This is a genomic window from Rhizobiaceae bacterium, from assembly GCA_023953845.1.
Classification (GTDB): Bacteria; Pseudomonadota; Alphaproteobacteria; order Rhizobiales; family Rhizobiaceae; genus Arvimicrobium.
Map to the genome: position 1 here is coordinate 4,321,265 of JAMLJC010000001.1, position 24,710 is coordinate 4,345,974.

The following is a 24,710-nucleotide window of genomic DNA, read 5'->3' on the forward strand; positions in this document are numbered from 1 at the left end:
TGAAGCCGCGCACAGCCCGCATCCTGCTAAATGCGCTTGCATTTCTCCCCCGAGCCCGTTGAATAGGCGGCACAGGGGAGATTTTGTTTGGTCGCTTTCGACGAAATGCATCCGGAAGGCGCTGGTATTCGCAAACCATACGCCGCCTACGAAAGCTGGCTAAGCACCCAGGACCCCAAACGGCTTGCCGACAAGATGCGCGACGCCGAACGCGTTTTCCGCAGGACGGGCATCACCTTCAATGTCTACGGGGAGGAGGAGGCTGCCGAGCGTCTCATCCCCTTCGATATCGTTCCGCGTATCCTGTCGGGCTCCGAATGGCGCAGGCTGACGCAGGGCATCGAGCAGCGCGTGCAGGCGCTCAATGCGTTTCTGGACGACATCTATCACCGGCAGGAAATCCTGAAGGCCGGCCGCGTGCCGCGCGACCTCATCGCCAAGAACGAGGCGTTTCTGCCCGAGATGATCGGGGTCAGGCCGCCCGGCGGCGTCTATACGCACATCATAGGCGTCGACATCGTCCGCATCAGCGAGGGCGAGTTCTACGTGCTGGAGGACAATGCGCGCACGCCGTCGGGCGTCTCCTACATGCTGGAGAACCGCGAGACGATGATGCAGCTCTTCCCGGAGCTGTTTCAGCGCGTGCGCGTGCGGCCCGTCGAGAACTATCCGCAGCTTCTGCGCAAATCGCTGTCATCCGTCGCGCCCTCCGCGGTGAAGGGGACGCCGACGCTGGCGGTGCTGACGCCGGGCAGCTACAACGCGGCCTATTTCGAGCATGCCTTCCTCGCCGACCAGATGGGCGTCGAGCTGGTCGAGGGGCAGGATCTCCGCGTCGTGGACGGGCACGTCGCCATGCGCACGACGGAAGGCTACAGGCAGATCGACGTGCTCTACCGCCGCGTCGACGACGCCTTTCTCGACCCGCTGACCTTCCGGCCGGATTCCGCCCTCGGCGTGCCGGGCATCATGGATGTCTACCGCGCCGGCAACATCACCATCGCCAATGCGCCAGGCACCGGCATCGCCGACGACAAGGCGATCTATTCCTATATGCCCGAGATCATCGAGTTCTACACGGGTCGCAAGGCGATTCTCGGCAACATCCCGACCTGGCGCTGCTCCGAACCTGACAGCCTGAAATATGTCCAGGAGCATCTGGCCGAACTGGTGGTGAAGGAAGTCCACGGCTCCGGCGGCTACGGCATGCTTGTCGGCCCGGCGGCGTCGAAGAAGGAGCGCGAGGAGTTCGGCAAGAAGCTCGCGGCCAAGCCGTCGAACTACATCGCCCAGCCGACGCTTTCGCTCTCGACGTGCCCGATCCTCACCGAGAGCGGGCTCGCTCCGCGCCACGTCGACCTGCGCCCCTTCGTGCTTGTGTCGGACCGCATCCAGATCGTTCCCGGCGGATTGACGCGCGTCGCGCTCAAGGAAGGGTCGCTGGTGGTGAATTCCAGCCAGGGCGGCGGGACGAAGGACACGTGGGTGCTGGTGGATGAGTAGGAGTGAACAGTGAGCGGTGAACCGTGAACAGTGACACTTCGGTTATAGAGGCTGGCGTGCCGGCCGCTCGTGCAAACGAACAGCTTCCTGCTGTGAAGTCATATCGTGACTTGCGTGTCTGGAGTGCGTCGATTGATCTCGCGGCCGAATGTTACACCCTTACCAAGACTTTCCCCACGTCCGAACTTTATGGGCTGACCTCGCAGATTTGGCGCGCGGCAACCTCGGTTCCGGCCAATATTGCGGAGGGATATGGGCGGGGGACGCGCCCTGGCTTTGTTCAGTTTCTCCGCATCGCCCAAGGTTCCCTGAAGGAACTGGAGACGCATCTTGTCGTCGCGAAGCGGGTCGAAATCATAAGCAGTGCCTTGCTTGCGGGCATTCTTCAGAAAACGGACGAGGCAGGCGCGATGCTGTATTCGCTTATTCACAAACTGCAGACCAAGAGCGAGTTCCGTGAATGAACACTGATCACTGTTCACTGTTCACTGTTCACGGGTCGTCATAATGCTCGGTCGCACAGCCAACGGCCTCTACTGGATGAGCCGCTACATTGAGCGCTCGGAAAACATGGCGCGGCTTGTGGACGCCGGCCTGCGCATGGCGCTGACACGCACCGAAAACACGGCTGAGGAATGGTCGTCGGTCGTCACCAGCGCCGGCGCGGAATTCGCCTTTGCTGACGCCCATGGCAACGACTTCACCGAGGCCACCGTCTCCGACTTCCTGCTGCGTGACCGCAACAACCCGTCGAGCGTCATGTCGGCCATGGAGACGGCGCGGCAGAACGCCCGCATGGTGCGCACCGCGCTGACGCGCGAAACCTGGGAAGCGATCAACGAGGCGTGGATGGCGCTCAGGCGCCTGCTCGCGGACCCGATCGACGGGCGCGAACTGCCGGCGGTGCTTGACGCCGTGAAGCGGGAGTCGGCGCTTATCCGCGGTTCGTTCTACAGCACCATGCTGCGCAACGAGATTTTCGATTTCTACCAGATCGGCACCTATATCGAGCGCGCCGACAACACGGCGCGCATCCTCGATGTCAAATACTACGTGCTGTTGCCGTCAATCTCATGGGTTGGCTCGTCGCTCGACAATTATCAATGGGAATCGATCCTGCGCTCCGTGTCGGCGCACCGCTCCTACCGCTGGGTCTACGAAGCCGAGTACAAGCCGACGAACATCGCGGATTTTCTGATCCTGAATGGTCGCATGCCCCGTTCGCTGGCCTTTTGCTACAGGATGATCTCCGAACATCTCGGCTTTCTCGCGACGACCTACGGGACGCGCCATCCGAGCCACGATGCGCTCGATCGGATCTTCGCGAAGATGCGGGTGGGGTCGATCAAGGAAATCATCGATTCAGGGCTGCATGAATTCCTCTCGGATTTCATCCGCGAGAACAATCAGTTGGGAGATCAGGTCGCGCTTGACTACCGGTTCCACTGAGACGCTTAGAGCATTTCCTGTGAACTTTGGGTCACTCTGCCGGAGGACATTTGGCCCAAGGCCGAGGGTTACGGCGAATGTCGTGGTGATGCCACGGCCGAGCCGGAAGCCGAAGGATTCGGGCCAAATGCACCCGGCCCGAAGGGTTTCCCGCTGGCGGGCGCCCGCGGCGTCAGCCGGACTTGGCCGTATCACCGGTACGACCTGCGCCGCCTTCCTGGCGGATCGCCACGCCATCGGAGAAACAGAGCAGCCCAAAGTTCACAGGAAATGCTCTAGATGAGACTGAAGATCGCTCATCGCACCGAATATCAATACGACGCGCCGGTGCCCTATGCGCTGCAAAGGGTACGGCTGGTGCCGTTGAACAACGACCTGCAGGCCGTGTTGTCATGGTCCCTTGAAATCGAGGGTGCGCGGGAGGAACTGCGTTTCGTCGATCATTTCGGCAATGACACACGGCTATTGAGCGTCAGCGGCGGGCCGCATCTGATCGCGGTCGAAGCCGCAGGGGAGGTTGAGACAAGCGATCGCGCGGGCGTGTTCGGGACTCATCGCGGCTTCGCGCCGCTCTGGCTTTTCGTGCCGCATACGGCGCTGACCGAGCCCGGCGCGGGGGTGACAGGGCTGGCGCAGTCGATCGCCGCCGGTCCCGATCTGGAAAGGCTGCATGGCCTGATGGCCCTGATCGGCGAAAAGGTGGCTTACGAGCCCGGCGCGACGACGACGGTGACCACCGCCGAGGACGCGCTGGCGAAAGGTGCCGGCGTCTGTCAGGACCACACGCATGTCTTCCTCGCCGCGGCGCGGCTCATGGGTTTTCCAGCTCGCTACGTCAGCGGCTATCTCATGATCGGGAGCGCCGGCAAGCAGGTCGCCACGCATGCCTGGGCCGAGGCGCATGTGCAAGGTCTCGGCTGGGTCGGCTTCGACGTGGCGAACGGCATATCGCCGGACGACCGATATGTGCGCATCGCGACAGGCCGGGATTACCGCGATGCCATGCCTGTTTCCGGGATTCGGCTGGGGCAGGCCGACGAACGTCTTGAAGTGAGGATTACTGTAGAGCAGTAATCGCGGCGGCGAAAAGAAACGGGAATCGGCGCGGCCGATCTTCACCTCATGACTTATTGTGTCGGCCTCCAGATCGACCAGGGCCTTGCCTTCATGTCCGACACGCGCACCAATGCCGGCGTCGACAATATCTCGACTTTCCGCAAGATGCGCATCTGGGAGGAGCCAGGCGAGCGCGTCATCGTGCTGATGTCCTCGGGTAATCTTGCCACGACCCAGTCCGTGGTGAGCCTGCTCGACGAGCGTTCCAAGGCCGTGTCGGAACGCGCGCCGACCTTGCTGGAAACGCCGTCGATGTACCAGACGGCCCGGCTCGTCGGTAATACGGTGAAGGAAGTGATCGCGAATTCCGCCCCGGAGGGGCAGAAGGCCGAATCCTATTTCAATGCTTCCTTCATTCTCGGCGGACAGATCCGGGGCGGCGAGCCGCGCCTGTTCATGATCTATCCGGAAGGCAATTTCATCGAATCCAGCGAGGACACGCCGTTTTTCCAGATCGGCGAGACCAAATACGGCAAGCCGATCATCGTGCGCACCTACGACCGCAAGATGGACTTCGCCGAGGTCGCCAAGCTGCTGATGGTGTCCTTTGACTCTACGCTGAAATCGAACCTCTCGGTCGGCCTGCCGCTCGACATGATGTTCTATGAGCGGGACACTTTCCGCGTAGGATTGAAGCGGCGCATCACGCAGGACGATCCTTATTACCGGACGGTCTCCGACGGCTGGTCGAACGCGCTGAAAAGTGCGTTCACGGCGCTGCCGGACTATCCCGAGCAATAGTTCGCCGGAGGTCGGTCATGGATAGTGAGGCCTTTCGCAAATGGTCGCATCGCGCGGCCGATTGGGGCGCGGACTATCGCGAAGGCATTCGCGGCAAGCCGGTGCGGGCGCAGACGAAGCCGGGGGAGATCGGTGGGTCCATAGCGGACAGCCCGCCCGAACAGCCGGAGACGATGGAAACGATCTTCGCCGACTTCGAGCAGAAAATCCTTCCCGGCATGACGCATTGGCAGCATCCGCGCTTCTTCGCCTACTTTCCGGCCAATGCCGCGCCGGTCTCCGTGGTGGCGGAGTATCTGGTCAGCGCCATGGCAGCGCAATGCATGCTCTGGCAGACCTCGCCTGCCGCGACGGAACTCGAGATCAAGGTCACCGGCTGGATGCGGCAGGCGCTCGGCCTGCCGGAAGGGTTTGCTGGAGTGATCCAGGATTCGGCCTCGACCGCGACGCTTGCCGCCGTGTTGACCATGCGGGAGCGGGCGCTCGATTGGCGGGGCAACAGGACGGGCCTCTCCGGACAGCCGCGCGTCCGCATCTACGCGACGGATCAGGTGCATACGTCCATCGACCGCGCCATCTGGATATCCGGCATCGGCGAGGAAAATCTCGTCCGCATTCCGACGACGGGACCCTTGCGGAGCATGGATGCCGGTGCGCTGGATGCGGCGATCGCCGCCGACCGCGAGGCGGGACTGCTGCCAGCTGGCATCATCGCCTGTGTCGGCGGCACCAGCGTCGGCGCGACGGATGACATCGCGGCAGTCGCTGAGGTGGTGCGGAAACACGGCCTCTATCTCCATGTCGATGCCGCATGGGCCGGTTCCGCGATGATCTGCCCCGAGCACCGCCATCTTTGGGCTGGCGTCGAGCAGGCCGATTCCATCGTGTTCAATCCGCACAAATGGCTCGGCGCGCAGTTCGATTGCTCGATCCAGTTCCTGCGCGAGCCGGAAGACCTCGTGAAGACGCTCGCCATAAAGCCGGAGTACCTGAAAACGCATGGCAGGGACGGCATCGTCAACTTCTCCGAATGGTCCGTGCCACTCGGCCGCCGCTTCCGGGCGCTGAAGCTCTGGTTCCTGCTCAGGGCGCATGGGCTCGACGGGCTGCGCGCGATGATCCGCAACCATGTCGCATGGTCGGCGAAGATCGCGGAACGTCTCGGTGCGACGACCGGCTTCGAGATCGTCACGCCCCCGATGCTGTCGCTGTTCGCATTCCGCCATAGGGGCGGGAAGGATATGGACGCGCACAATCTGGCGCTGGTCGAGGCCATCAACGCGGACGGCCGCATCTATGTCACCCAGACGCGGGTGGATGGCCGCGTCGCGATCCGCTTCCAGGTCGGGCAATTCGAAACCACCGAAGCGGATGTCGACGCCGCATACGATGTCATCACGCAGACAGCGGCGGCGCTGAAATGACACCCGCATGGATATGGCGCCCGCTGAATCCATTGTCGATTTCCGAAAAATTCGTTTGCCGGCTCAGCGCAGTGGCATCGGCTTTCGTTTTTTGCTAGAAATCGGGAAAACGAAAGTCTGAAAGGCTACCTTATGTTCCTGCCGCCCCGTCACGCCGAGATCGTCCAGATGGCGAAGGACACGGGGAGGGTGCTGGTCGACGATCTCGCGACGCATTTCAACGTGACGCCTCAGACCATCCGCAAGGATCTCAACGATCTCTGCGAGCAGCGGCTGCTCACCCGCATCCATGGAGGGGCGCTGTTTCCCTCCGGCATCGAGAATGTCGAGTATGAGGCGCGGCGCAAGATAGCCGCCGACGAGAAGGATGCGATCGGCGCCGCGGCTGCAAGGCTGATCCCGGACAATGCCTCGCTGTTCATCAATATCGGCACGACCACCGAGGCGGTCAGCAAGGCCTTGCTCGACCATACCGGGCTCATGATCATCACCAATAATATCAATGTTGCCAACAGGATGCGCGTTTATCCTTCGATCGAGGTCGTGATCGCCGGCGGCGTGGTGCGCGGCTCGGATGGCGGCATCGTGGGTGAGGCGGCGGTCGATTTCATCAAGCAGTTCAAGGTCGACTATGCCGTGATCGGCGTGTCGGCCATCGATCATGACGGCGCGCTGCTCGATTTCGATTTCCGCGAGGTGAAGGTGGCGCAGGCGATCATCGCCAATGCCCGGCACGTCATCCTGGTTTCCGACAAAACGAAATTCGAACGCACCGCGCCCGTCAGGATCGCGCATCTCTCCCAGGTGGACACGTTCATCACGGATCGCTGCGAGATTCCCGCGATCCGTAAGATCTGCGTGGAATCGGAAGTCGAGCTCATCGAAACCTCCATTTGACCGGATTCATCGAAGCGTCCGAATTTCGTTTGACATTCGTTATTGGTTCGAAATAATCCTCTCACGTTTTCGAATTGGCAGAGAAATGCTGCACTGCGAAAACGGGGAGGGGAAATTTGGACGAAGGTCCGATCTACGACGTTTTCGTCATCGGCGGGGGCATCAACGGATGCGGCATCGCGCGTGACGCCGTCGGACGCGGATTCAGCGTCATTCTGGCGGAGATGAACGATCTCGCGAGCGGCACGTCTTCCGGTTCCACCAAGCTGATCCATGGCGGCCTGCGCTACCTCGAACACTATGAGTTCCGGCTGGTGCGCGAAGCGCTGATGGAGCGCGAGGTGCTCTGGAAGATGGCGCCGCACATCATCTGGCCGATGCGCTTCGTTCTGCCGTTTTTCAGCGGCGGCCCGCGTCCGGCCTGGATGCTCCGGCTCGGCCTTTTCCTCTACGACCACATCGGCGGCCGCAAGCTCCTGCCGGCGACGAAGACGCTGGACATGACGCGCGACCCGGCTGGGAAGCCGTTGAAGCCGCTGTTCACCAAGGCCTTCGAGTATTCGGACGGCTGGGTGAACGATGCGCGCCTCGTCGTGCTCAATGCCCGTGATGCTGCCGACCGGGGCGCTGTCATCCGCACCCGCACCAAGGTCGTCGGCGCACGCCGGGCGGGGGACCACTGGCTCGTGACGATGGAGGCGACGGACGGCCATTGCGAGATCGTCAAGGCACGGCTCGTCGTCAATGCGGCGGGGCCGTGGGTCGATCATGTGCTGTCGGCGGCGGTCGGGCAGAACGACGTCCACAATGTCCGCCTGGTGCAGGGCAGCCATATCGTCGTCGGCAGGAAGTTCGATGACCCTCGCGCCTATTTCTTCCAGAACAATGATGGCCGGATCATCTTCGCCATTCCGTATGAGGAGGACTTCACCCTCATCGGCACCACCGACCAGGATTTTCACGGCGATCCGCACGATGTCCGCATCAGTGACGGCGAGATCGACTACCTCTGCGCCGCCGCCAGCGAGTATTTTGCGAAGCCGGTCACGCGCGGCGACATCGTCTGGACCTATTCGGCCGTGCGTCCGCTTTTCGACGACGGCGCGTCGAAAGCACAGGAGGCGACACGGGATTACGTGTTGAAGGCGGAAGCGCCTGCCGGGCAGGGTGCGATCGTCAACGCCTTCGGCGGCAAGATCACCACCTATCGCCGTCTCGCGGAATCGATGCTGGAGAAGATCGAGGAGGTGCTCGGCAAGCGGGGAAAGTCCTGGACGGCGACCGCGCCGCTGCCCGGCGGCGATTTTCCCGCGACCGGCTTCGATGCGCAGGTCGCGAAGCTCAAGGCCGAATATCCGTTCCTCGACGCGCGTCTCGCGCGGCGGCTCACCCGCCTTTACGGCACACGCGCAAGGTCGATGCTCGGCCTTGCGCGGTCGCTCGGTGATCTCGGGCGGGATTTCGGGGGGGATTTGTATGAGGCTGAAGTGCGGTATCTTGTCGAGCACGAATGGGCCGCGACGGCCGAGGACATTCTGTGGCGCCGCACCAAGCGCGGGCTGAAACTGTCGCCCGAGCAGGCCGCCGCGCTCCAGGCGTATCTGGATAGAAACGGCGCAGGCGGTCGGCAGGCAGCGGAGTAAGGTTTCCGGAAGCTCAGGGAGGAGCAGCGGAATGCTTGAGTTGAGGAACGTGACGAAGGCGGTGGGAGGCGTGGATCATATCCGCGACGTTTCGCTGACGCTTCAGCACGCTTCGCTGAACGTGCTTCTCGGGCCGACGCTATCCGGCAAGACCAGCCTGATGCGCCTGATGGCGGGACTAGACACGCCGACCGTGGGCACGATCTGGTTCGACGGCCAGAACGTCACCGGCGTGCCGGTGCAGAAGCGCAACGTCGCCATGGTCTACCAGCAGTTCATCAATTATCCCGCGATGACCGTTTACGAGAACATCGCCTCGCCGCTGCGCGTTGCCGGCGCTGCCAGGGACCGCATTGACCGCGAGGTGCGGCGCGCGGCCGATCTCCTGAAGCTCACGCCCTATCTCGACCGCACGCCGCTCAACCTTTCCGGCGGCCAGCAGCAGCGCACCGCTCTGGCTCGCGCCATCGTCAAGAACGCCAAGCTGGTGCTGCTGGACGAACCGCTCGCCAATCTCGACTACAAGCTGCGCGAGGAATTGCGCGAGGAACTGCCGAAGATTTTTGCCGAGACGGGCGCGATCTTCGTCTACGCCACGACCGAACCGCATGAGGCGTTGCTGCTCGGCGGCAACACCGCGACGCTCTCGGAGGGGGGCGTCACGCAATTCGGGTCGACTGTCGAGGTCTTCCGCCAGCCGGCGGACCTCGTCACCGCCCGGACCTTCGCCGATCCGCCGCTGAACACCATCGTGCTCAGGAAGGTCGGCCGGAATTTCCAGCTTGATGGTGGGGTGAACCTCCCGGTGCCGGCGGCTTTCGCCGGTATTGCCGACGGCGCATATACGATCGGCTTTCAGCCCCACCATCTTTCTTCTTCGCGCCCGACGCAGGATGCGGTCGCCCTCACGGCCAAGGTGATCGTCACTGAAATCACCGGCTCGGAAAGCTTCGTGCATCTCGACTTCGCCGATGCGCGTTGGGTGATGCTGGCGCCGGGTGTGCGTGTCTACGAACCCGACGACGCCATCGAGGTCTTCATCGATCCGCGTCACATCATGGTCTTCGACCAGAGCGGCCGCTCCATGAGCGCGCCCGCAAGGCTGGCGGCATAGGAGAGGTCATGGCGCGCATCGATCTCGACCACATACGTCACGCCTACGGCTCCAATCCCGGGCCTGACGCGGTTTACGCGCTCAAGGAAGTGCACCACACCTTCGAGGACGGCGGCGCCTATGCGCTGCTCGGACCGTCGGGCTGCGGAAAGACGACCCTGCTCAATATCATTTCGGGTCTGCTGCATCCGTCGCACGGCCGCCTGCTTTTCAACGATCAGGACGTCACCGACCTCTCCACGCAGCAGCGCAATATCGCGCAGGTGTTCCAGTTTCCGGTCATCTACGACACCATGACCGTCTACGACAATCTCGCCTTCCCGCTGCGCAATCGCGGCGTGCCGGAGGCCGATGTCGATCGCAAGGTACGCGAGACGCTGGATATGATCGATCTTGCGAGCTGGGCAAAGCGCAAGGCGAGGGGACTCACTGCCGATCAGAAACAGAAGATCTCGCTCGGTCGCGGGCTGGTGCGCTCGGACGTCAACGCCATCCTCTTCGATGAGCCGCTGACCGTCATCGATCCGCATATGAAATGGGTGCTGCGCTCCCAGTTGAAGCAGCTTCACCGCCGCTTCGGCTACACGATGGTCTATGTCACGCATGACCAGACCGAGGCGCTCACCTTCGCCGAGCACGTCGTCGTCATGTATGACGGCCAGATCGTGCAGATCGGCACGCCGGCCGAGCTGTTCGAGCGGCCGCGCCATACCTTCGTCGGCTATTTCATCGGCTCCCCCGGCATGAACGTGCTGCCGGTCGAGATCGAGGGCCGTGACGCCGTGATCGGCAGCCAGCGGATTGGACTTCCCGGCGCGCCGAAGGCCGCGACAAGCCCGGACGAACTCGGCATCCGCCCCGAATATGTGCGTGTCGGCGCCGAGGGCATGCCGATCTCCATCCGCAAGGTGGAGGATATCGGTCGCCAGAAAATCGTACGCGCCAGCCTCGAAGGACGCGAGATCGCGGCGATCGTCGGCGAGGACCAGAGCATTCCGGCGGACCCGAAAGTGGCCTTCGATCCGGCCGGCATCAACCTCTATGCCGGTTCCTGGCGCGTCGAGATGGAGCGTTAGCCATGGACAAGCCGTGGAACAACAGAGCGTGGTCCATGGTGCTGCCGGTGCTCGTGCTGGTGGCGTTCTCGGCGGTCATCCCGCTGATGACGGTCGTGAACTATTCGGTTCAGGACACTTTTGGGAACAATCAGTTCTTCTGGGCGGGCACCGAGTGGTTCGAGGATGTGCTCGGCTCCGATCGCTTCTGGCAGGCCATGGGCCGCAACCTCGTCTTTTCCTTCATCATCCTCGCCATCGAGATCCCGCTCGGCATCTTCATCGCCTTGAACATGCCGAAATCCGGATGGGGCGTACCGGTCTGCCTTGTGCTGATGGCGCTGCCGCTGCTCATTCCGTGGAATGTCGTCGGCACGATCTGGCAGGTCTTCGGGCGCAACGACATCGGCCTGCTCGGCTATTACGTCAATGCGATGGGCATCGATTTCAACTATGTCCGCGACACCTATGACGCGTGGTTCATCGTCATCCTGATGGATGTCTGGCACTGGACCAGCCTCGTCGTGCTGCTCTGCTACGCCGGTCTCGTCTCGATACCCGACGCCTATTATCAGGCGGCGAAGATCGACGGCGCCTCGCGCTGGGCGGTATTCCGCTACATCCAGTTGCCTAAAATGAACCGCGTGCTGCTCATCGCCGTTCTGCTGCGCTTCATGGACTCGTTCATGATCTACACCGAGCCCTTCGTGGTGACGGGCGGCGGGCCGGGCAATTCGACGACCTTCCTGTCCATCGATTTGGTCAAGACCGCGCTCGGCCAGTTCGACCTCGGCCCGGCGGCTGCGATGTCGATCATCTACTTCCTGATCATCCTGCTGCTGTCGTGGGTCTTCTACACGGTCATGACCAATGTCGGGGCGGATCGGACGAAGGAGGGCGGCCATGGCTGAGTCCGACGCGACGACCATGCGCGACGACAAGCTGCCGTCCTCGCAGCCTATTCCCGGTACTGCCGCCGCAAGCGCGGGGCGGGACAGCGTTTCGCGCGCCATGCGTCGGCGCGGCGACCAGTCGCGCTTCTGGTGGCTGGTGCCGACGCTTTACATCGTCTTCCTGCTGCTGCCGATCTACTGGCTCGTCAACATGAGCTTCAAGACCAATACGGAGATCGTCACCGGGCTGACGCTCTACCCGCATCAGCCAACACTCAGGAACTATGCCGTCATCTTCACCGACGCCTCATGGTATTCGGGCTACATCAACTCGATCACCTATGTCGTCATGAACACGGTGATTTCCGTTCTGGTTGCGCTTCCGGCGGCCTACGCCTTCTCGCGCTACCGGTTCCTCGGCGACAAGCATCTGTTCTTCTGGCTGCTGACCAACCGCATGGCGCCGCCGGCCGTCTTCGCGCTACCCTTCTTCCAGCTCTATTCGGCCTTCGGGCTGATCGACACGCATATCGCGGTGGCGCTGGCACATTGCCTGTTCAACGTGCCGCTGGCGGTGTGGATTCTCGAAGGCTTCATGTCGGGCGTGCCGAAGGAGATCGACGAGACGGCCTATATCGACGGCTATTCGTTCCCGCGCTTCTTCGTGAAGATATTCATGCCGCTGATCGCGTCCGGCATCGGCGTGGCAGCCTTCTTCTGCTTCATGTTCTCATGGGTGGAACTGCTGCTCGCCCGCACGCTGACCACGACCAGCGCCAAGCCGATCGCGGCGGTCATGACGCGCACCGTGTCTGCATCCGGCATGGACTGGGGCCTGCTCGCCGCCGCCGGCGTGCTGACCCTCATTCCGGGCGCGCTCGTCATCTGGTTCGTGCGCAACTACATCGCCAAGGGCTTTGCCCTGGGGAGGGTATGATGACCGCCACACGCCGTTGGCAGCTTCCCCTCATTGTCGTTCTCGTGGCCTATGCCGTTCTGGCAGGCCTGCTCGCGGCCGTGGTTCCTGTCAAGAACGAGGCACGCGACTGGACCGCGCCATTGATCAACGGCGGCTGGATGGCGTGGACCTTCCCGACGGCGCTGTTCTTCCTGACGATCTTCCTGCTGCTCGCCCTGATGGCGGTGTGGGAATATGCCTCGCCCGGCGGCAATCCGCGGGTTGGGATTCTCCACTTCGAGACGACGCGCGGCGATCGTCTCTTCATTTCGCTGCTCGGCAGCGCCTTCATCCATCTCGCATGGCTGGGTCTTGTCGGACCCAGCCTGTGGTGGGCTCTCGCTCTATCGATCGTCTACGCCGTGGGGGTGTTTCGATACGTCTAGGGAGGGAATGAGTTGGAGCGGCCGCGTGCCGGCGACCGCTCCGATCGCACTTGAAACCTGATAACTGTGGAGGAAACGAAATGCGACGGCAGCTTCTAGCATCAACGACGGCCCTCATTCTACTGGCAGGCGCGGGCAGCGCCTATGCCGGGATGGACGAGGCCAAGGCCTTCCTGGACAAGGAAATCGGCGACATGTCGACCCTCGACCGCGCCGCGCAGGAAGCCGAAATGCAATGGTTCATCGATGCGGCAAAGCCCTTTGCCGGCATGGATATCAAGGTCGTTTCGGAAACGATCACGACGCACTCCTATGAGTCCGAAGTGCTGGCGCCGGCTTTCTCCGCCATCACCGGCATCAAGGTCACCCACGACCTGATCCAGGAAGGCGACGTGGTCGAGAAGATTCAGACCCAGATGCAGACGGGCGAGAATCTTTACGACGCATGGGTGAACGACTCGGACCTCATCGGCACGCACTGGCGCTACCAGCAGGTGCGCAACCTCACCGACTTCATGGCCAACGAAGGCAAGGACGTCACCAATCCGAATCTCGACCTCGCCGACTTCATCGGCACGTCCTTCACCACCGCGCCGGACGGCAAGCTCTACCAGCTTCCCGACCAGCAGTTCGCGAACCTCTACTGGTTCCGCTACGACTGGTTCAACGACGAGAAGAACAAGGCCGACTTCAAGGCGAAATACGGCTACGATCTCGGCGTTCCGGTCAACTGGTCGGCCTATGAGGACATCGCCGAGTTCTTCACCGGCCGCGAGATCGACGGCAAGAAGGTCTACGGCCATATGGACTACGGCAAGAAGGACCCGTCGCTCGGCTGGCGCTTTACCGATGCCTGGCTCTCCATGGCCGGCAATGGCGACAAGGGCATCCCGAACGGCAAGCCGGTCGACGAGTGGGGCATCAAGGTCGACGAGAATTCTCGGCCGGTCGGCTCCTGCGTCGCGCGCGGCGGCGACACCAACGGTCCTGCGGCGGTCTATTCCATCGAAAAGTATCTCGAGTGGATGAAAGCCTATGCCCCCGCGTCGGCGCAGGGCATGACCTTCTCCGAATCCGGACCGGTGCCGAGCCAGGGCGAGATCGCCCAGCAGATGTTCACCTACACCGCCTTCACGGCGGATTTCGTGAAGGAGGGCCTGCCGGTCGTGAATGCGGACGGCACGCCGAAGTGGCGCTTCGCTCCGAGCCCGCACGGCGTCTACTGGAAGGACGGCATGAAGCTCGGCTATCAGGACGTGGGTTCCTGGACGCTGATGAAGTCGACGCCGGACGACCGCGCCAAGGCCGCCTGGCTTTATGCGCAGTTCGTCACCTCCAAGACCGTCGACGTCAAGAAGAGCCATGTCGGTCTCACCTTGATCCGCCAGTCGAGCATCGATCATCAGAGCTTCACCGAGCGCGCGCCGAAGCTTGGCGGACTGATCGAGTTCTATCGTTCGCCGGCCCGCGTGCAGTGGTCGCCGACCGGTACGAACATTCCCGACTATCCGAAGCTCGCGCAGCTCTGGTGGCAGGCGATCGGCGATGCCTCGTCGGGCGCCAAGACCGCGCAGGAGGCGATGGACTCGCTCTGCGCCGAGCAGGAAAAGGTGCTGGAGCGTCTGGAACGCGCCGGCGTGCAGGGCGACATCGGGCCGAAGCTCGCCGAGGAGCACGATCTCGAATACTGGAACAAGGATGCGGTCGCCAAGGGCAACCTCGCGCCGCAGCTCAAGATCGAGAACGAGAAGGAAAAGCCGGTCACCGTCAACTATGACGAACTGGTGAAGAGCTGGCAGAAGTAATCCTTTCGGAACTCGCCAATACCGGGGAGGCGGCCTTGCCGCCTCCTCTCCATGTCAGGAGGCCTGAATGACCGGTTTCGTGCTCGCCATCGACCAGGGCACCACCTCCAGCCGCGCCATCGTGTTCGACCGCGACATGAAGGTGGCGGGTGTCGGCCAGAAGGAGTTCAGGCAGCATTTTCCGGCTTCCGGCTGGGTCGAGCACGATCCGGAGGAAATCTGGTCGACGGTGCTGGAAACCTGCCGCAAGGCGCTGTCCACGGCGGATATCAAGGCATCTGACGTCGCTGCCATCGGCATCACCAACCAGCGCGAGACCGTGGTCATCTGGGACAAGGCCACCGGCAAGCCGATCCACAACGCCATCGTCTGGCAGGACCGGCGCACCGCGCCGCTCTGCGCCAAGCTCAAGAAGCAAGACCTCGAAGCGAAATTCACGAAAAAGACCGGCCTGCTGCTCGACCCGTATTTTTCCGGCACCAAGATCGCGTGGCTGCTGGACAAGGTGAAGGGCGCCCGCCGCCGCGCCGAGAACGGCGAACTGCTCGTCGGCACCATCGACAGCTTTCTGATCTGGCGGCTGACCGGCGGCAAGGTGCACGCCACCGATGCCACCAACGCCTCGCGCACGTTGATCTACAATATAGAGACGAACCGATGGGACGCGGAGCTCCTGAAGATCCTGCGCATACCGGAAGCGATGCTGCCGCAGGTCAAGGATTGTGCCGCCGATTATGGCCGCACGGAGCAATCGCTCCTCGGAGCCGAAATCCCCATTCTCGGCGTTGCCGGCGACCAGCAGGCGGCGACCATCGGTCAGGCCTGTTTCAAGCCGGGCATGATGAAATCGACTTACGGCACCGGCTGCTTCGCGCTGCTGAACACCGGCGCCGACATCGTGCGTTCGAAGAACCGGCTGCTGACGACGATCGCCTATCGCCTGAATGGCAAGACCACCTATGCGCTGGAAGGCTCGATCTTCATCGCCGGCGCCGCCGTGCAATGGCTCCGCGACGGGCTGCGCGTTATCGGTCGCGCTGACCAGACGGGTGAGATGGCCGCGCTCGCCGATCCCTCGCAGGACGTCTATCTGGTTCCGGCCTTCGTCGGGCTGGGGGCGCCGCATTGGGACGCCGAGGCGCGGGGCGCGATGTTCGGCCTGACCCGGAACACCGGTCCCGCCGAATTCGCGCGAGCCGCGCTGGAGGCGGTGGCCTACCAGACGCGCGACCTGCTTGACGCCATGAAGAAGGACTGGAAGGGCGGCTCGGCGAAAACGGTGCTGCGCGTCGATGGCGGCATGGTCGCGTCTGACTGGACCATGCAGTGCCTTGCCGACATACTCGACGCGGCCGTGGACAGGCCGACGATCCTTGAAACCACGGCTCTCGGGGCGGCATGGCTCGCCGGCTCCCGGGCCGGCGTATGGCCGAAGGCTGCTGAATTCTCCCGGAAATGGGCGCTCGACCAGAGGTTCCAGCCGGCGATGGACGAGAAGACACGCGGCCGCAAGCTCAAGGGCTGGCGTGATGCGGTGCGGCGCACGCTTTCCGCGTGAACAACATCCCAGAAAGAAGGCCCGATGAGCGGGCCTTCGATCCGGCTTGGTCGTAACCGCGATCAGCTATAGGGCGAATAGCACTGCTTGCGCGGGCCGTTGTAAGGCTGGAACGTGTTGTCCGAAGCCCTGTAGGAGCGATAGCGGTTGTAGCACCACTGGGTGTGCGCGCTGCCGCCGTCACGATAGATGACGCGCGGCTGGTTCAACGTGTTGCCGATCACCGCGCCTGCGGTGAAGGCAGCCAGCGGGAACCACCAGCCATTGTTGTGACGGCGATAACCCTTACGCCACTCGCGGTAGCCGCGATGGCCGTTCCAGTAGCGATAGTTGCCGCGATCACGCCAGCGCGCATCATTGCGCCAACTGTTGTTGCCTCGCCACTGCCGATCGCCGCGTCGCCATTCACCGCGAAACTCACGTTGGTTCGGCACGCCAAGACCGTGTTCAGGATTGCCGCCGCGCCGCTGGCCACGGGGTATCCAGATGCGCTCCTGCACCTTGATGGCGTCGTTCGCCTGGGGTACGGACGGCTGAACCACCGGCGCGGCATTCATCGGCACCGCCGATGCCGCGACCATCGAAAGACTCATCGCGGCGGCCATCAGACCGGAAAAAAGTTTTTTCATCTCGGATCTCCTCGAGAAATTCGAACAATCCCTTCCAGAACTCAATATAGGGTGCAAGGTTCCGAAAACCGACTCCTTGCCGCTCAATTTTCCGACACACCCGCGTCTGCGAAAGTCGCCATGCCACTATGGCATGCAGCGGCCGAGCGCAGGATATGCACCGCGAGGCAAGCGCCGGAAGCTTCGCCGAGACGCATTCTCATTTCAAGGATCGGACTCAACCCGATCTTTTCGAGCAGGCGCGTGTGTCCAGCCTCGGCCGACCGATGCGCCGCCTGCGCGTGGTCGAGACCGCCTGTCGCCAGCAATCCGAGCGGCGCCACGGCTGCGGTTGACACGAAACCGTCGACCAACACGGCCGCACCCTTGTGCCGTGCGGCGAGAGCAGCGCCGAACATCGCCGCCAGTTCCCGCCCGCCAACCCGGCGCAACACCTCCAGAGGGTCACGCAACGCATCCCCGTGACGGGCGATCGCGGCGTCCACCACATCGGCCTTCCGCTTGAGTCCGGCATCGTCGACCCCCGTGCCGCGACCGACCCAATCCGTCCCGTCTCCGCCGAACAGCGCAGCCGCCACCGCCGCCGCCGTTGTCGTGTTGCCGATGCCCATTTCTCCGATACAGAGGAGTTGCGTCCCGGTCGAAAGCGCCTCGTAGCCTGTCGAGACCGCCTTCAGGAAATCCGCTTCCGACATGGCCGGCGCTTCGGTAAAATCCGCCGTAGGGCGCTCCACCTCCAGCGCGATCACCTTCAGTTCCGCACCGGCGGCCTTTGCCAATTGGTTGATCGCCGCACCACCCGCCGCGAAATTCGCCACCATCTGCGCCGTCACTTCGGCCGGAAAGGCGGAAACGCCGCGTCTCGTGATGCCGTGCGAGCCGGCGAACACCAGGACTTCGACCTTTTCCAGCGTCGGGATCGCCTTTCCCTGCCACCGCGCGAGCCACACGGCCAGATCCTCCAGCCGCCCGAGGCTGCCCTGCGGCTTGGTCAGCGTGCCTTGGCGCGCCAGCGCTTGCGATGCCGCATCTTCGTTTCCGGCCGGCATATTGGCGCAGGCCTCGCGTAGCGCGGCCATGGTTTCGAATGCGGGCACGGGCGATCTCCTTGGCAAACGGCTATGAATGAAGGGACAGGGCGACCAGCAACACGATGATCTCGCTGCCCTGCTGCAACGTGCCGAGCACGTCGCCTGTCTGGCCGCCGATCTGGCGTTCGCTGAGCGATTTCAGCAACAGGAACCATACGACCAGCACGGCGGCCGAAAGCAGCGCTGCGAAAGGGCCAAGCGCCAGCAGCCCGACCAAGCCGAGAGCAGCGGCGAGCAGGCTCGTGTTGAAGGAAACCGTGCCCGCGTTCGCCGATAAGCCAGTGGCGCGGGCAGGCGGCAGCACGGTCATCATCGCCGGCATGATGCTACGCGAAGCCATGTGCACGGCGACGAATAGCGCGAACATGGAAATCGACCCCGACAGGGCCGCGAGCGCCGACCAGCGCACCAGCACCGTGAGAAGCAGCGCCAGCACGCCGAACGTGCCGATGCGGCTGTCCTTCATGATCTCCAGCTTGCGCTCGCGCGTCGCACCGCCTCCAAAACCATCCGCGACATCGGCAAGGCCATCCTCATGCAGGCAGCCGGTCACCAGCATGGTCGTGGCGAGCGCTATCGCCGCCGCGATTTCGGGAGGCAGGTTCAGCCACGATGCAATGCCGAACGCGCAGGCGCCGACGACACCGACGAGAATGCCCACAAGCGGCACGGCCCAGACGGCATCGGCCAGCCGCCTGTCCGTGATGCCGCCTGCCGGAATACGCGTGAAAAAACCGACGCAAAGGAGCGTGTCGCCGAGAATAGTCGCGAACAGCCCCGGCTTCACCTCAGCCTCGCGCAATCGCGTGGAAGAAGCTGCCAGTGACGTGCCCACGCCGCCCGCCGGCCGGCCCGAGCGGTTTGCCGAGCCCGTCGGCCAGTTCGACTAGCGGCTCGTCGCTGCCGGCTGAGACCACGCTGGCATAGTGGAATTCATGTCCCCGGATCGTATCGCCCTGTCGGCCGAGCGCGCAATCGGCCAGAAGCGTCGCCTGCCGATAGCCGAGGTTCATCTTGCGCTTGGCGAAGCTCGTCGCATGCCCAAGCAAGTCGAGCATTTCGTGCGTCTTGCCGCCCGCATCCTCGATCGAAGCACCGAGCGCCATGTAGCCGCCGCACTCGCCATGCACCGGCTTGGTCTCCGCGAATTTCCTCACACCGGTCCGGAATTTCTCCGCTTCCGCCAGCCGCTCGCCGTGGAGTTCGGGATAACCGCCGGGCAGCCAGCAGACATCGCAACCCGGGGCAGGGGCTTCGTCGGCCAGCGGCGAGAAGAAGGCGAGTTCCGCGCCCTTCGCGCGCCAGATCGATTGCAGATGCGGGTAAAGGAAGCCGAACGCCGCATCGTTTGCCAGCGCGATGCGCTGGCCGGGCGGGTTGATCGTCTCGGGCGGCACATCCTTGCTTCCGCCGATATGCGCGAAAGGCGCGGCGGCGGCAACGATGCGGTCGAGATCGAGCGACTTTTCCATGACATCGGCCAGCCGGTCGATGAATGCGTCGAGTGCAGAATGTTCCCGCGCCTGCACCAGTCCGAGATGCCGCTCCGGCAGTTCCATATCCGGGTTGCGCATCACCGTTCCGAGCACCGGCAGGCCGATCGCCTCGACCGCATCGGCGCATTGCGCGCGATGACGCTCGCTCGCCACCTTGTTGAGCACGACGCCGGCAATCCGCACCTGCGGATCGTAGACCGCAAACCCCTTGGCAACGGCGGCCGCCGTCCGCGACTGGCCGGAGACGTCGAGCACCAGCACTGTCGGCAGCCAGAAGCGGGCCGCAATATCCGCCGCTGCGCCGGAACGGCGCTTGCCCGCCTCGATGCCGTCGAAAAGGCCCATCGCACTTTCCGCGATGATGATGTCTGCGTCTGCGCTCAGGCCTGCCGCCAGATGGTCGAGCAATGCCGGCGCCATCGCCCAGCTGTCGAGGTTGACGCCCGGCCGGCCCGTCGCTGCGGCATGGAACTCCGGATCGATATAGTCCGGGCCGGATTTCGCGCCGCGCACCCTGATGCCGCGTCGGGCGAGCGCTCGCAGCAGGCCGATGGTGACGCTGGTCTTGCCGGAACCGGAGCGCGGCGCGCCGATGATGAGACCACGCGCCGTCATGCGCTGCGCATGCTCCGCGCCAGTTCGATCAGCTCCGCCCGCATGGAAACGATCTCGCCGACGATGATGAGCGCCGGCGACACGATGCCCGCCTTCGCCGTCTCGCCCCCGATATTCGCCAGATCGGAGACGACCACCCGTTCGTCAGGCGTGGTCGCAGCCATCACCACCGCCACCGGCGTCGTCGGTTTCAGCCCGCCGGCGACCAGCGACGCGGCGATCGGCACGAGGTTCCTCAGTCCCATATAGACGACGATGGGCTGGCCGGTCTTTGCGAGCGCCGCCCAGTCGAGATCCTGCGCTGTTCCGTCGGCGGCGTGTCCCGTTGCAAGGATGATCGCCCTGTTCATGCCGCGCATGGTGGCGGGTATGCCGACGCTCGCCATGGCGCCGAAAGCCGACGTCACGCCCGGCAGGATGTGAAACGGAATGCCGGCATGCGCCAGCGCCAGCGCTTCCTCGCCGCCGCGGCCGAATACGTAAGGGTCGCCGCCTTTAAGCCGCAGCACGCGCTTGCCGCGTCGCGCGAGCGCGATCAGCAGCGCGGTGATCTCGTCTTGCCGCACGGATTCCTTGCCGCCGCGCTTGCCCATGAAATGCAGTTCCGCGCCGTCGGCGACGTTCAGCACGGCGCTGTCCACCAGCGCGTCATAGACGATCGCGTCAGCCTGGCTCAGCGCCGAGACGACGTCGAGCGTCAAGGCGCCGGCGCTGCCCGGCCCGGCGCCCGCCAGCCACACATGGCCGGGCTCGAGGTCCTTCAGTTTCGGCGCGAGGCGGGCGATCGCCTTGTCGAGTGTCATGTCTGTCCGGCCCTTCCGGCCTTTTCGCCGTGACGCGATGCCGGGTGCGCCCTATAGGAGATTTCATGAGCAATGACGAGCAGCCCCTGCGACGCGGCTGGACGACCGGCACCTGTTCGGCCGCCGCCGCGAAGGCTGCGTGCGCCGCACTCCTGACCGGCGTTTTCCCCGATCCCGTCGAGGTAACGCTGCCCGGCGGCCAGCGGCCGGCTTTCGCGCTGGCCAGATGGGAGCTTCGCGACGACGAGGCGGTCGCCGCCGTGGTCAAGGATGCCGGCGACGATCCCGATGTCACTCACGGCGCGGTGATGACGGCGACCGTGCGACGCGCCGCGCCGGGTTCCGGCATCACCTTCATCGCCGGTCCCGGCGTCGGCACGGTCACGCGCCCCGGCCTGCCGATGCCGCCCGGCGAGCCGTCCATCAACCCGGTGCCGCGCCGGATGATCGCGGAGGCCATCGCCGAAGTGGCGGGCGAGGGCGCTGATTTCGAGGTCGAGATTTCCGTGCCCGACGGTGAGAAGATGGCGCTGCGCACGCTCAACGGCCGCCTCGGCGTCGTCGGCGGCATTTCCGTCCTCGGCACGACCGGCATAGTCGTGCCTTATTCCTGCTCGGCCTGGATTCACTCCATCCATCGCGGCATCGACGTCGCCCGCGCCGCCGGGCTCACGCATGTCTCCGGCGCGACCGGCTCGGCCTCCGAGGCGGCGGCGCAGAAATTCCACGGCCTGCCGGAAATCGCCCTCATCGACATGGGCGATTTCGTCGGCGGCATGCTGAAATACATCCGCGCCCATCCCGTGCCCCGCGTCACCATCGCCGGCGGCGTCGCCAAGATGACCAAACTCGCGCAGGGCATGCTCGACGTGCATTCCGCGCGTGGCGCGCCGGACCTGACCGCGCTGGCAGAATTCGCCATCGGTCTCGGCGCGAGCGCGGCGGTCGCCGAGCGCATCGGCGCTGCAAACAATGTCGCGGAAGCATTTGAGATCGCGAAAGAAAACGATCTCGCTCTCGGTGACGTCGTTGCCGAAAAGGCATGGGAGACGGCTGCGCCGATCCTGCGCGACGCCGATGTCGAACTCGAAATCCTCGTCTTCGACCGCACAGGCGAGCTGATGGGAAGGGCGCCGTTCCGCCGTCATCGCGAGTCGCGTCCCCTGAACCGCCGCTGATAATAGGCGTCGTAGAGCGAGCTCTCGCGAAAACCTTCCGCCGCCAGCGAACGCCCCACGAAGATGATCGCGGTCCGCTCGATCGGCGCCGCCGCATGCAGTGTCCCGATCGTGCCCAGCGTGCCGCGCAGGATGCGCTCTTCCGGCCACGACGCGTTCGCCACAATGGCCACCGGGCAATCCGCGCCGTAGAGCGGCGTCAGTTCCGCCACCACGCGATCCAGCGCGTGGATCGCCAGATGGATCGCCAGCGTGGCGCCCGTCGCTCCGAAAGCGGCGAGCGTCTCGCCCTCCGGCATGGGCGAGGCACGCCCGAAAACGCGCGTCAGCACGAGGCTCTGCGCCACTTCCGGTATCGTCAGTTCGCGCCCGAATGCGGCCGCCGCCGCCGCGAAGGAAGGCACGCCCGGCGTCAGCGTATAGGGAATGCCGTTGCGCTCCAGCCGCCTGATCTGCTCGGCCACCGCGCTCCACACGGAAAGGTCGCCCGAATGCAGACGCGCCACGTCATGTCCCGCGCGCTCGGCGGCAAGATATTCGGCCTCGATCTCGTCGAGCGACATGGGCGCGGTGTCGACGATCCTCGCGGTGGGCGGGCAATAGGCGAGCAGATCGCGATGAACGATGGAACCGGCAAAAAGACACACGGGGCTTTTCGCGATGAGGTCGCGTCCGCGCACTGTGATGAGGTCCGCCGCGCCCGGTCCCGCGCCGATGAAGTGTACTGTCATGGCAGCAGTTCCATCTCGGCCAGCGCGCAGGTGACCGGTCCCGCGACGACGCGCGGCCCAAGCAGCGCGCCGTTCTCGCCTGCCGTCGCCAGCGCGGATGCCTCCGAGAGTGACGGTGAACCGGTCGCTTCCGCCGATCTTTCGGAATGCGTCGCCAGAAGCGACGCGACCTCCGCCAGCGCCTCGTCGCCGACATAGTGCAGCGGCACGCCGAGCATGCCGGCGGCGACCACGATGGCCGTCTCGTCGCGCTTGGCGGCGCCCGTCGCGAGCCGCGAGAGGTCCGCGCGCGCTCGGCGGTATTCGGCGAGCGCTGCGTCGATTGCGTCGATCACCGCCGTCGCCGCCACGCCTTTCCTGCATCCGATGCCCGCGACGATCATGGTTTTTCCCATGTCCATTGCGTCACCGGCATCGCCGCCCGCCAGCCATGCATGGAACCGACCGGCTCGGCGCGGGAAACGGCGATCCGCGTCAGCGTTCCACCATGCCGCGCTTGAAGGTTGAGCAGGACGGCCTCCATCTCCAGCGTCACCGCATTGGCGACCAGCCGCCCGCCACGGCGCAGGGCCGCCATCGCCGCGTCCATGACGCCCGCTTCGCTGCCGCCTCCGCCGACGAAGATCACGTCCGGCATCGGCAGTCCGGCCAGCGCAGCCGGCGCAGCGCCCTCCACGATCTTCAATCCCGGAACGCCGCACGCGCGTGCATTGCGCCCTATGCGCTCCGCGCGCTGCGCATCCGCCTCGATCGCAACGGCGCGCATCGACGGGTCGGCCAGCATCCACTCGATGGAGATCGAGCCCGAGCCCGCGCCGATGTCCCACAGAAGCTCGCCCCAGCGCGGCGCAAGCGACGACAGCGTGACCGCCCGTATCTCACGCTTGGTGATCTGCCCGTCATGCTCGAACAGCGCGTCACTCAGGCCCACCGTCAGCGGCAGCACGCGTGCGCCGCCTGCGGCCTCGACCGCGATGGCGACTACGTTGAGGGGCTGGATATCGTCCAGATCGAAATCGTCCGCGCGGGCGGTACGGATGCATTCGCCGTCCCCGCCCAGCGCTTCCAGCACGGTCAAAGCCGAACCGCCGAAACCGCTCTCCGCCAGCAGCGCTGCGATCTCCGCCGGCCCGTTTTCGTCAGAGGTGAGCGCCAGCACGCGCCGGCCGGGATGCAGCAGCGGCCGGATCAAATCCAGCGGCCGGCCGTGCAGCGAGATCGTTTCCACCTCCTGCAGCGGCCATCCGAGGCGCGAGGCCGCGAGGCTGAAAGCGGACGGCGAGGGGAGGACCAGCATGTCCTCCGCCGGGATCACCCGTGAAAGTGTAGCGCCGACACCGAAGAAAAACGGGTCGCCCGATGCCAGCACGCAGACCTTGCGGCCAGCCAGTTCGCGGACGGCGGCCATGGCGCTGTCGAACGGCGTCGGCCAGGTCCGCGCCTCGCCCGTGACGAGCGTCTTCGCCAGCGCCAGATGGCGCTCGCCGCCGAACACGAATTCCGCCTCGGCGACCAATCTTTTGGCCTCGTCGCCGAGTCCCGCGACGCCGTCCTCGCCGATGCCGATGACGGTAAGCCACTTTTTGGCCGTTGAAGTTTTCCGCTCGCCGATCCTAGAAAGCATG

General features: G+C 64.3%; 24 protein-coding genes. 16 read left to right on the forward strand and 8 right to left on the reverse strand.

What is annotated here, in order from left to right:
* Nucleotides 1-87: 87 nt before the first annotated feature.
* From M9955_21375 to glpK, 15 genes are all read left to right on the forward strand, one after another.
* Nucleotides 88-1,503, forward strand: a complete 1,416-nt coding sequence (locus M9955_21375) for a circularly permuted type 2 ATP-grasp protein (protein MCO5084196.1) — start codon at nucleotides 88-90, stop codon at nucleotides 1,501-1,503.
* Nucleotides 1,504-1,559: 56 nt separating this feature from the next.
* Nucleotides 1,560-1,967, forward strand: coding sequence for a four helix bundle protein (locus M9955_21380; GenBank protein ID MCO5084197.1), 408 nt, complete (start codon nucleotides 1,560-1,562; stop codon nucleotides 1,965-1,967).
* A 40-nt stretch (nucleotides 1,968-2,007) separates the two neighbouring features.
* Nucleotides 2,008-2,952: an alpha-E domain-containing protein gene (locus M9955_21385; GenBank protein MCO5084198.1), complete on the forward strand. Its 945-nt coding sequence runs from the start codon at nucleotides 2,008-2,010 to the stop codon at nucleotides 2,950-2,952.
* A 279-nt stretch (nucleotides 2,953-3,231) separates the two neighbouring features.
* Nucleotides 3,232-4,026 carry a transglutaminase family protein gene (locus tag M9955_21390; protein ID MCO5084199.1) on the forward strand — a complete coding sequence of 265 codons (795 nt, stop codon included), beginning with the start codon at nucleotides 3,232-3,234 and terminating at the stop codon, nucleotides 4,024-4,026.
* 48 nt (nucleotides 4,027-4,074) lie between these two features.
* A complete protein-coding gene (locus M9955_21395; protein ID MCO5084200.1) occupies nucleotides 4,075-4,809 on the forward strand; it encodes a proteasome-type protease in 735 nt (244 codons plus the stop codon).
* 17 nt (nucleotides 4,810-4,826) lie between these two features.
* Nucleotides 4,827-6,233, forward strand: a complete 1,407-nt coding sequence (locus tag M9955_21400; protein ID MCO5084201.1) for a pyridoxal-dependent decarboxylase — start codon at nucleotides 4,827-4,829, stop codon at nucleotides 6,231-6,233.
* A gap of 132 nt (nucleotides 6,234-6,365) precedes the next feature.
* Complete coding sequence (locus tag M9955_21405; protein ID MCO5084202.1) at nucleotides 6,366-7,130, forward strand: DeoR/GlpR family DNA-binding transcription regulator; 765 nt, start codon at nucleotides 6,366-6,368, stop codon at nucleotides 7,128-7,130.
* 116 nt (nucleotides 7,131-7,246) lie between these two features.
* Nucleotides 7,247-8,773 (forward strand): glycerol-3-phosphate dehydrogenase, encoded by a 1,527-nt coding sequence (locus M9955_21410; protein ID MCO5084203.1) that lies wholly within the window; start codon nucleotides 7,247-7,249, stop codon nucleotides 8,771-8,773.
* Nucleotides 8,774-8,804: 31 nt separating this feature from the next.
* On the forward strand, nucleotides 8,805-9,887 hold the full coding sequence (locus M9955_21415) for an ABC transporter ATP-binding protein (GenBank protein ID MCO5084204.1): 1,083 nt from the start codon (nucleotides 8,805-8,807) through the stop codon (nucleotides 9,885-9,887).
* Nucleotides 9,888-9,895: 8 nt separating this feature from the next.
* Entirely contained in the window at nucleotides 9,896-10,963 is a 1,068-nt protein-coding gene (locus tag M9955_21420; protein ID MCO5084205.1) for an ABC transporter ATP-binding protein, read from the forward strand.
* A 2-nt stretch (nucleotides 10,964-10,965) separates the two neighbouring features.
* Entirely contained in the window at nucleotides 10,966-11,853 is an 888-nt protein-coding gene (locus M9955_21425) for a sugar ABC transporter permease (protein ID MCO5084206.1), read from the forward strand.
* A complete protein-coding gene (locus M9955_21430; GenBank protein ID MCO5084207.1) occupies nucleotides 11,846-12,772 on the forward strand; it encodes a carbohydrate ABC transporter permease in 927 nt (308 codons plus the stop codon). Before M9955_21425 ends, M9955_21430 begins: the two co-directional genes overlap by 8 nt.
* Nucleotides 12,772-13,179, forward strand: a complete 408-nt coding sequence (locus M9955_21435; protein ID MCO5084208.1) for a DUF2160 domain-containing protein — start codon at nucleotides 12,772-12,774, stop codon at nucleotides 13,177-13,179. Before M9955_21430 ends, M9955_21435 begins: the two co-directional genes overlap by 1 nt.
* Before the next feature lie 80 nt (nucleotides 13,180-13,259).
* Nucleotides 13,260-14,984: an ABC transporter substrate-binding protein gene (locus M9955_21440; GenBank protein MCO5084209.1), complete on the forward strand. Its 1,725-nt coding sequence runs from the start codon at nucleotides 13,260-13,262 to the stop codon at nucleotides 14,982-14,984.
* A gap of 67 nt (nucleotides 14,985-15,051) precedes the next feature.
* A complete protein-coding gene (gene glpK, locus M9955_21445; GenBank protein MCO5084210.1) occupies nucleotides 15,052-16,542 on the forward strand; it encodes a glycerol kinase GlpK in 1,491 nt (496 codons plus the stop codon).
* A 62-nt stretch (nucleotides 16,543-16,604) separates the two neighbouring features.
* On the opposite strand, the gene M9955_21450 is transcribed toward glpK, so the two are convergent.
* The 5 genes from M9955_21450 to cobA all read right to left on the reverse strand — a co-directional run bounded on the left by M9955_21450 (nucleotide 16,605) and on the right by cobA (nucleotide 21,176).
* Entirely contained in the window at nucleotides 16,605-17,171 is a 567-nt protein-coding gene (locus M9955_21450; protein ID MCO5084211.1) for a BA14K family protein, read from the reverse strand.
* A gap of 83 nt (nucleotides 17,172-17,254) precedes the next feature.
* Nucleotides 17,255-18,250, reverse strand: coding sequence for a nicotinate-nucleotide--dimethylbenzimidazole phosphoribosyltransferase (gene cobT, locus M9955_21455; GenBank protein ID MCO5084212.1), 996 nt, complete (start codon nucleotides 18,248-18,250; stop codon nucleotides 17,255-17,257).
* A 40-nt stretch (nucleotides 18,251-18,290) separates the two neighbouring features.
* Nucleotides 18,291-19,049 carry an adenosylcobinamide-GDP ribazoletransferase gene (gene cobS / locus M9955_21460; GenBank protein MCO5084213.1) on the reverse strand — a complete coding sequence of 253 codons (759 nt, stop codon included), beginning with the start codon at nucleotides 19,047-19,049 and terminating at the stop codon, nucleotides 18,291-18,293.
* A 1-nt stretch (nucleotide 19,050) separates the two neighbouring features.
* Entirely contained in the window at nucleotides 19,051-20,373 is a 1,323-nt protein-coding gene (locus M9955_21465; protein MCO5084214.1) for a cobyrinate a,c-diamide synthase, read from the reverse strand.
* On the reverse strand, nucleotides 20,370-21,176 hold the full coding sequence (cobA, locus tag M9955_21470; protein ID MCO5084215.1) for a uroporphyrinogen-III C-methyltransferase: 807 nt from the start codon (nucleotides 21,174-21,176) through the stop codon (nucleotides 20,370-20,372). The genes M9955_21465 and cobA overlap by 4 nt, the downstream gene beginning before the upstream one ends.
* Before the next feature lie 65 nt (nucleotides 21,177-21,241).
* Between cobA and M9955_21475 the strand changes: the two genes are divergently transcribed.
* On the forward strand, nucleotides 21,242-22,354 hold the full coding sequence (locus M9955_21475; GenBank protein MCO5084216.1) for a cobalt-precorrin-5B (C(1))-methyltransferase: 1,113 nt from the start codon (nucleotides 21,242-21,244) through the stop codon (nucleotides 22,352-22,354).
* Here M9955_21475 and cobM read toward each other — a convergent pair.
* Genes cobM through cbiE form a run of 3 tightly spaced genes read right to left on the reverse strand, consistent with a single transcriptional unit; the run spans nucleotide 22,321 to nucleotide 24,709 of the window.
* The gene (cobM, locus tag M9955_21480; protein MCO5084217.1) at nucleotides 22,321-23,085 is read right to left on the reverse strand and encodes a precorrin-4 C(11)-methyltransferase; all 765 of its coding nucleotides are present in this window, start codon (nucleotides 23,083-23,085) and stop codon (nucleotides 22,321-22,323) included. The genes M9955_21475 and cobM overlap by 34 nt on opposite strands.
* Nucleotides 23,082-23,486 carry a cobalamin biosynthesis protein gene (locus M9955_21485; GenBank protein MCO5084218.1) on the reverse strand — a complete coding sequence of 135 codons (405 nt, stop codon included), beginning with the start codon at nucleotides 23,484-23,486 and terminating at the stop codon, nucleotides 23,082-23,084. Before M9955_21485 ends, cobM begins: the two co-directional genes overlap by 4 nt.
* Nucleotides 23,465-24,709, reverse strand: coding sequence for a precorrin-6y C5,15-methyltransferase (decarboxylating) subunit CbiE (gene cbiE, locus M9955_21490; protein ID MCO5084219.1), 1,245 nt, complete (start codon nucleotides 24,707-24,709; stop codon nucleotides 23,465-23,467). Before cbiE ends, M9955_21485 begins: the two co-directional genes overlap by 22 nt.
* Between the last annotated feature and the right edge of the window lies 1 nt (nucleotide 24,710).

Coding starts and splice junctions, on each gene's coding strand:
- M9955_21390 (MCO5084199.1), top strand. CDS start 3,232: ATGAGACTGAAGATCGCTCATCGCACCGAATATCAATACGACGCGCCG.
- M9955_21395 (MCO5084200.1), top strand. CDS start 4,075: ATGACTTATTGTGTCGGCCTCCAGATCGACCAGGGCCTTGCCTTCATG.
- M9955_21400 (MCO5084201.1), top strand. CDS start 4,827: ATGGATAGTGAGGCCTTTCGCAAATGGTCGCATCGCGCGGCCGATTGG.
- M9955_21405 (MCO5084202.1), top strand. CDS start 6,366: ATGTTCCTGCCGCCCCGTCACGCCGAGATCGTCCAGATGGCGAAGGAC.
- M9955_21415 (MCO5084204.1), top strand. CDS start 8,805: ATGCTTGAGTTGAGGAACGTGACGAAGGCGGTGGGAGGCGTGGATCAT.
- M9955_21420 (MCO5084205.1), top strand. CDS start 9,896: ATGGCGCGCATCGATCTCGACCACATACGTCACGCCTACGGCTCCAAT.
- M9955_21425 (MCO5084206.1), top strand. CDS start 10,966: ATGGACAAGCCGTGGAACAACAGAGCGTGGTCCATGGTGCTGCCGGTG.
- M9955_21430 (MCO5084207.1), top strand. CDS start 11,846: ATGGCTGAGTCCGACGCGACGACCATGCGCGACGACAAGCTGCCGTCC.
- M9955_21435 (MCO5084208.1), top strand. CDS start 12,772: ATGACCGCCACACGCCGTTGGCAGCTTCCCCTCATTGTCGTTCTCGTG.
- M9955_21440 (MCO5084209.1), top strand. CDS start 13,260: ATGCGACGGCAGCTTCTAGCATCAACGACGGCCCTCATTCTACTGGCA.
- glpK (MCO5084210.1), top strand. CDS start 15,052: ATGACCGGTTTCGTGCTCGCCATCGACCAGGGCACCACCTCCAGCCGC.
- M9955_21450 (MCO5084211.1), bottom strand. CDS start 17,171: ATGAAAAAACTTTTTTCCGGTCTGATGGCCGCCGCGATGAGTCTTTCG.
- cobT (MCO5084212.1), bottom strand. CDS start 18,250: ATGGCCGCGCTACGCGAGGCCTGCGCCAATATGCCGGCCGGAAACGAA.
- M9955_21465 (MCO5084214.1), bottom strand. CDS start 20,373: ATGACGGCGCGTGGTCTCATCATCGGCGCGCCGCGCTCCGGTTCCGGC.
- cobA (MCO5084215.1), bottom strand. CDS start 21,176: ATGACACTCGACAAGGCGATCGCCCGCCTCGCGCCGAAACTGAAGGAC.
- M9955_21475 (MCO5084216.1), top strand. CDS start 21,242: ATGAGCAATGACGAGCAGCCCCTGCGACGCGGCTGGACGACCGGCACC.
- cobM (MCO5084217.1), bottom strand. CDS start 23,085: ATGACAGTACACTTCATCGGCGCGGGACCGGGCGCGGCGGACCTCATC.
- M9955_21485 (MCO5084218.1), bottom strand. CDS start 23,486: ATGGACATGGGAAAAACCATGATCGTCGCGGGCATCGGATGCAGGAAA.
- cbiE (MCO5084219.1), bottom strand. CDS start 24,709: ATGCTTTCTAGGATCGGCGAGCGGAAAACTTCAACGGCCAAAAAGTGG.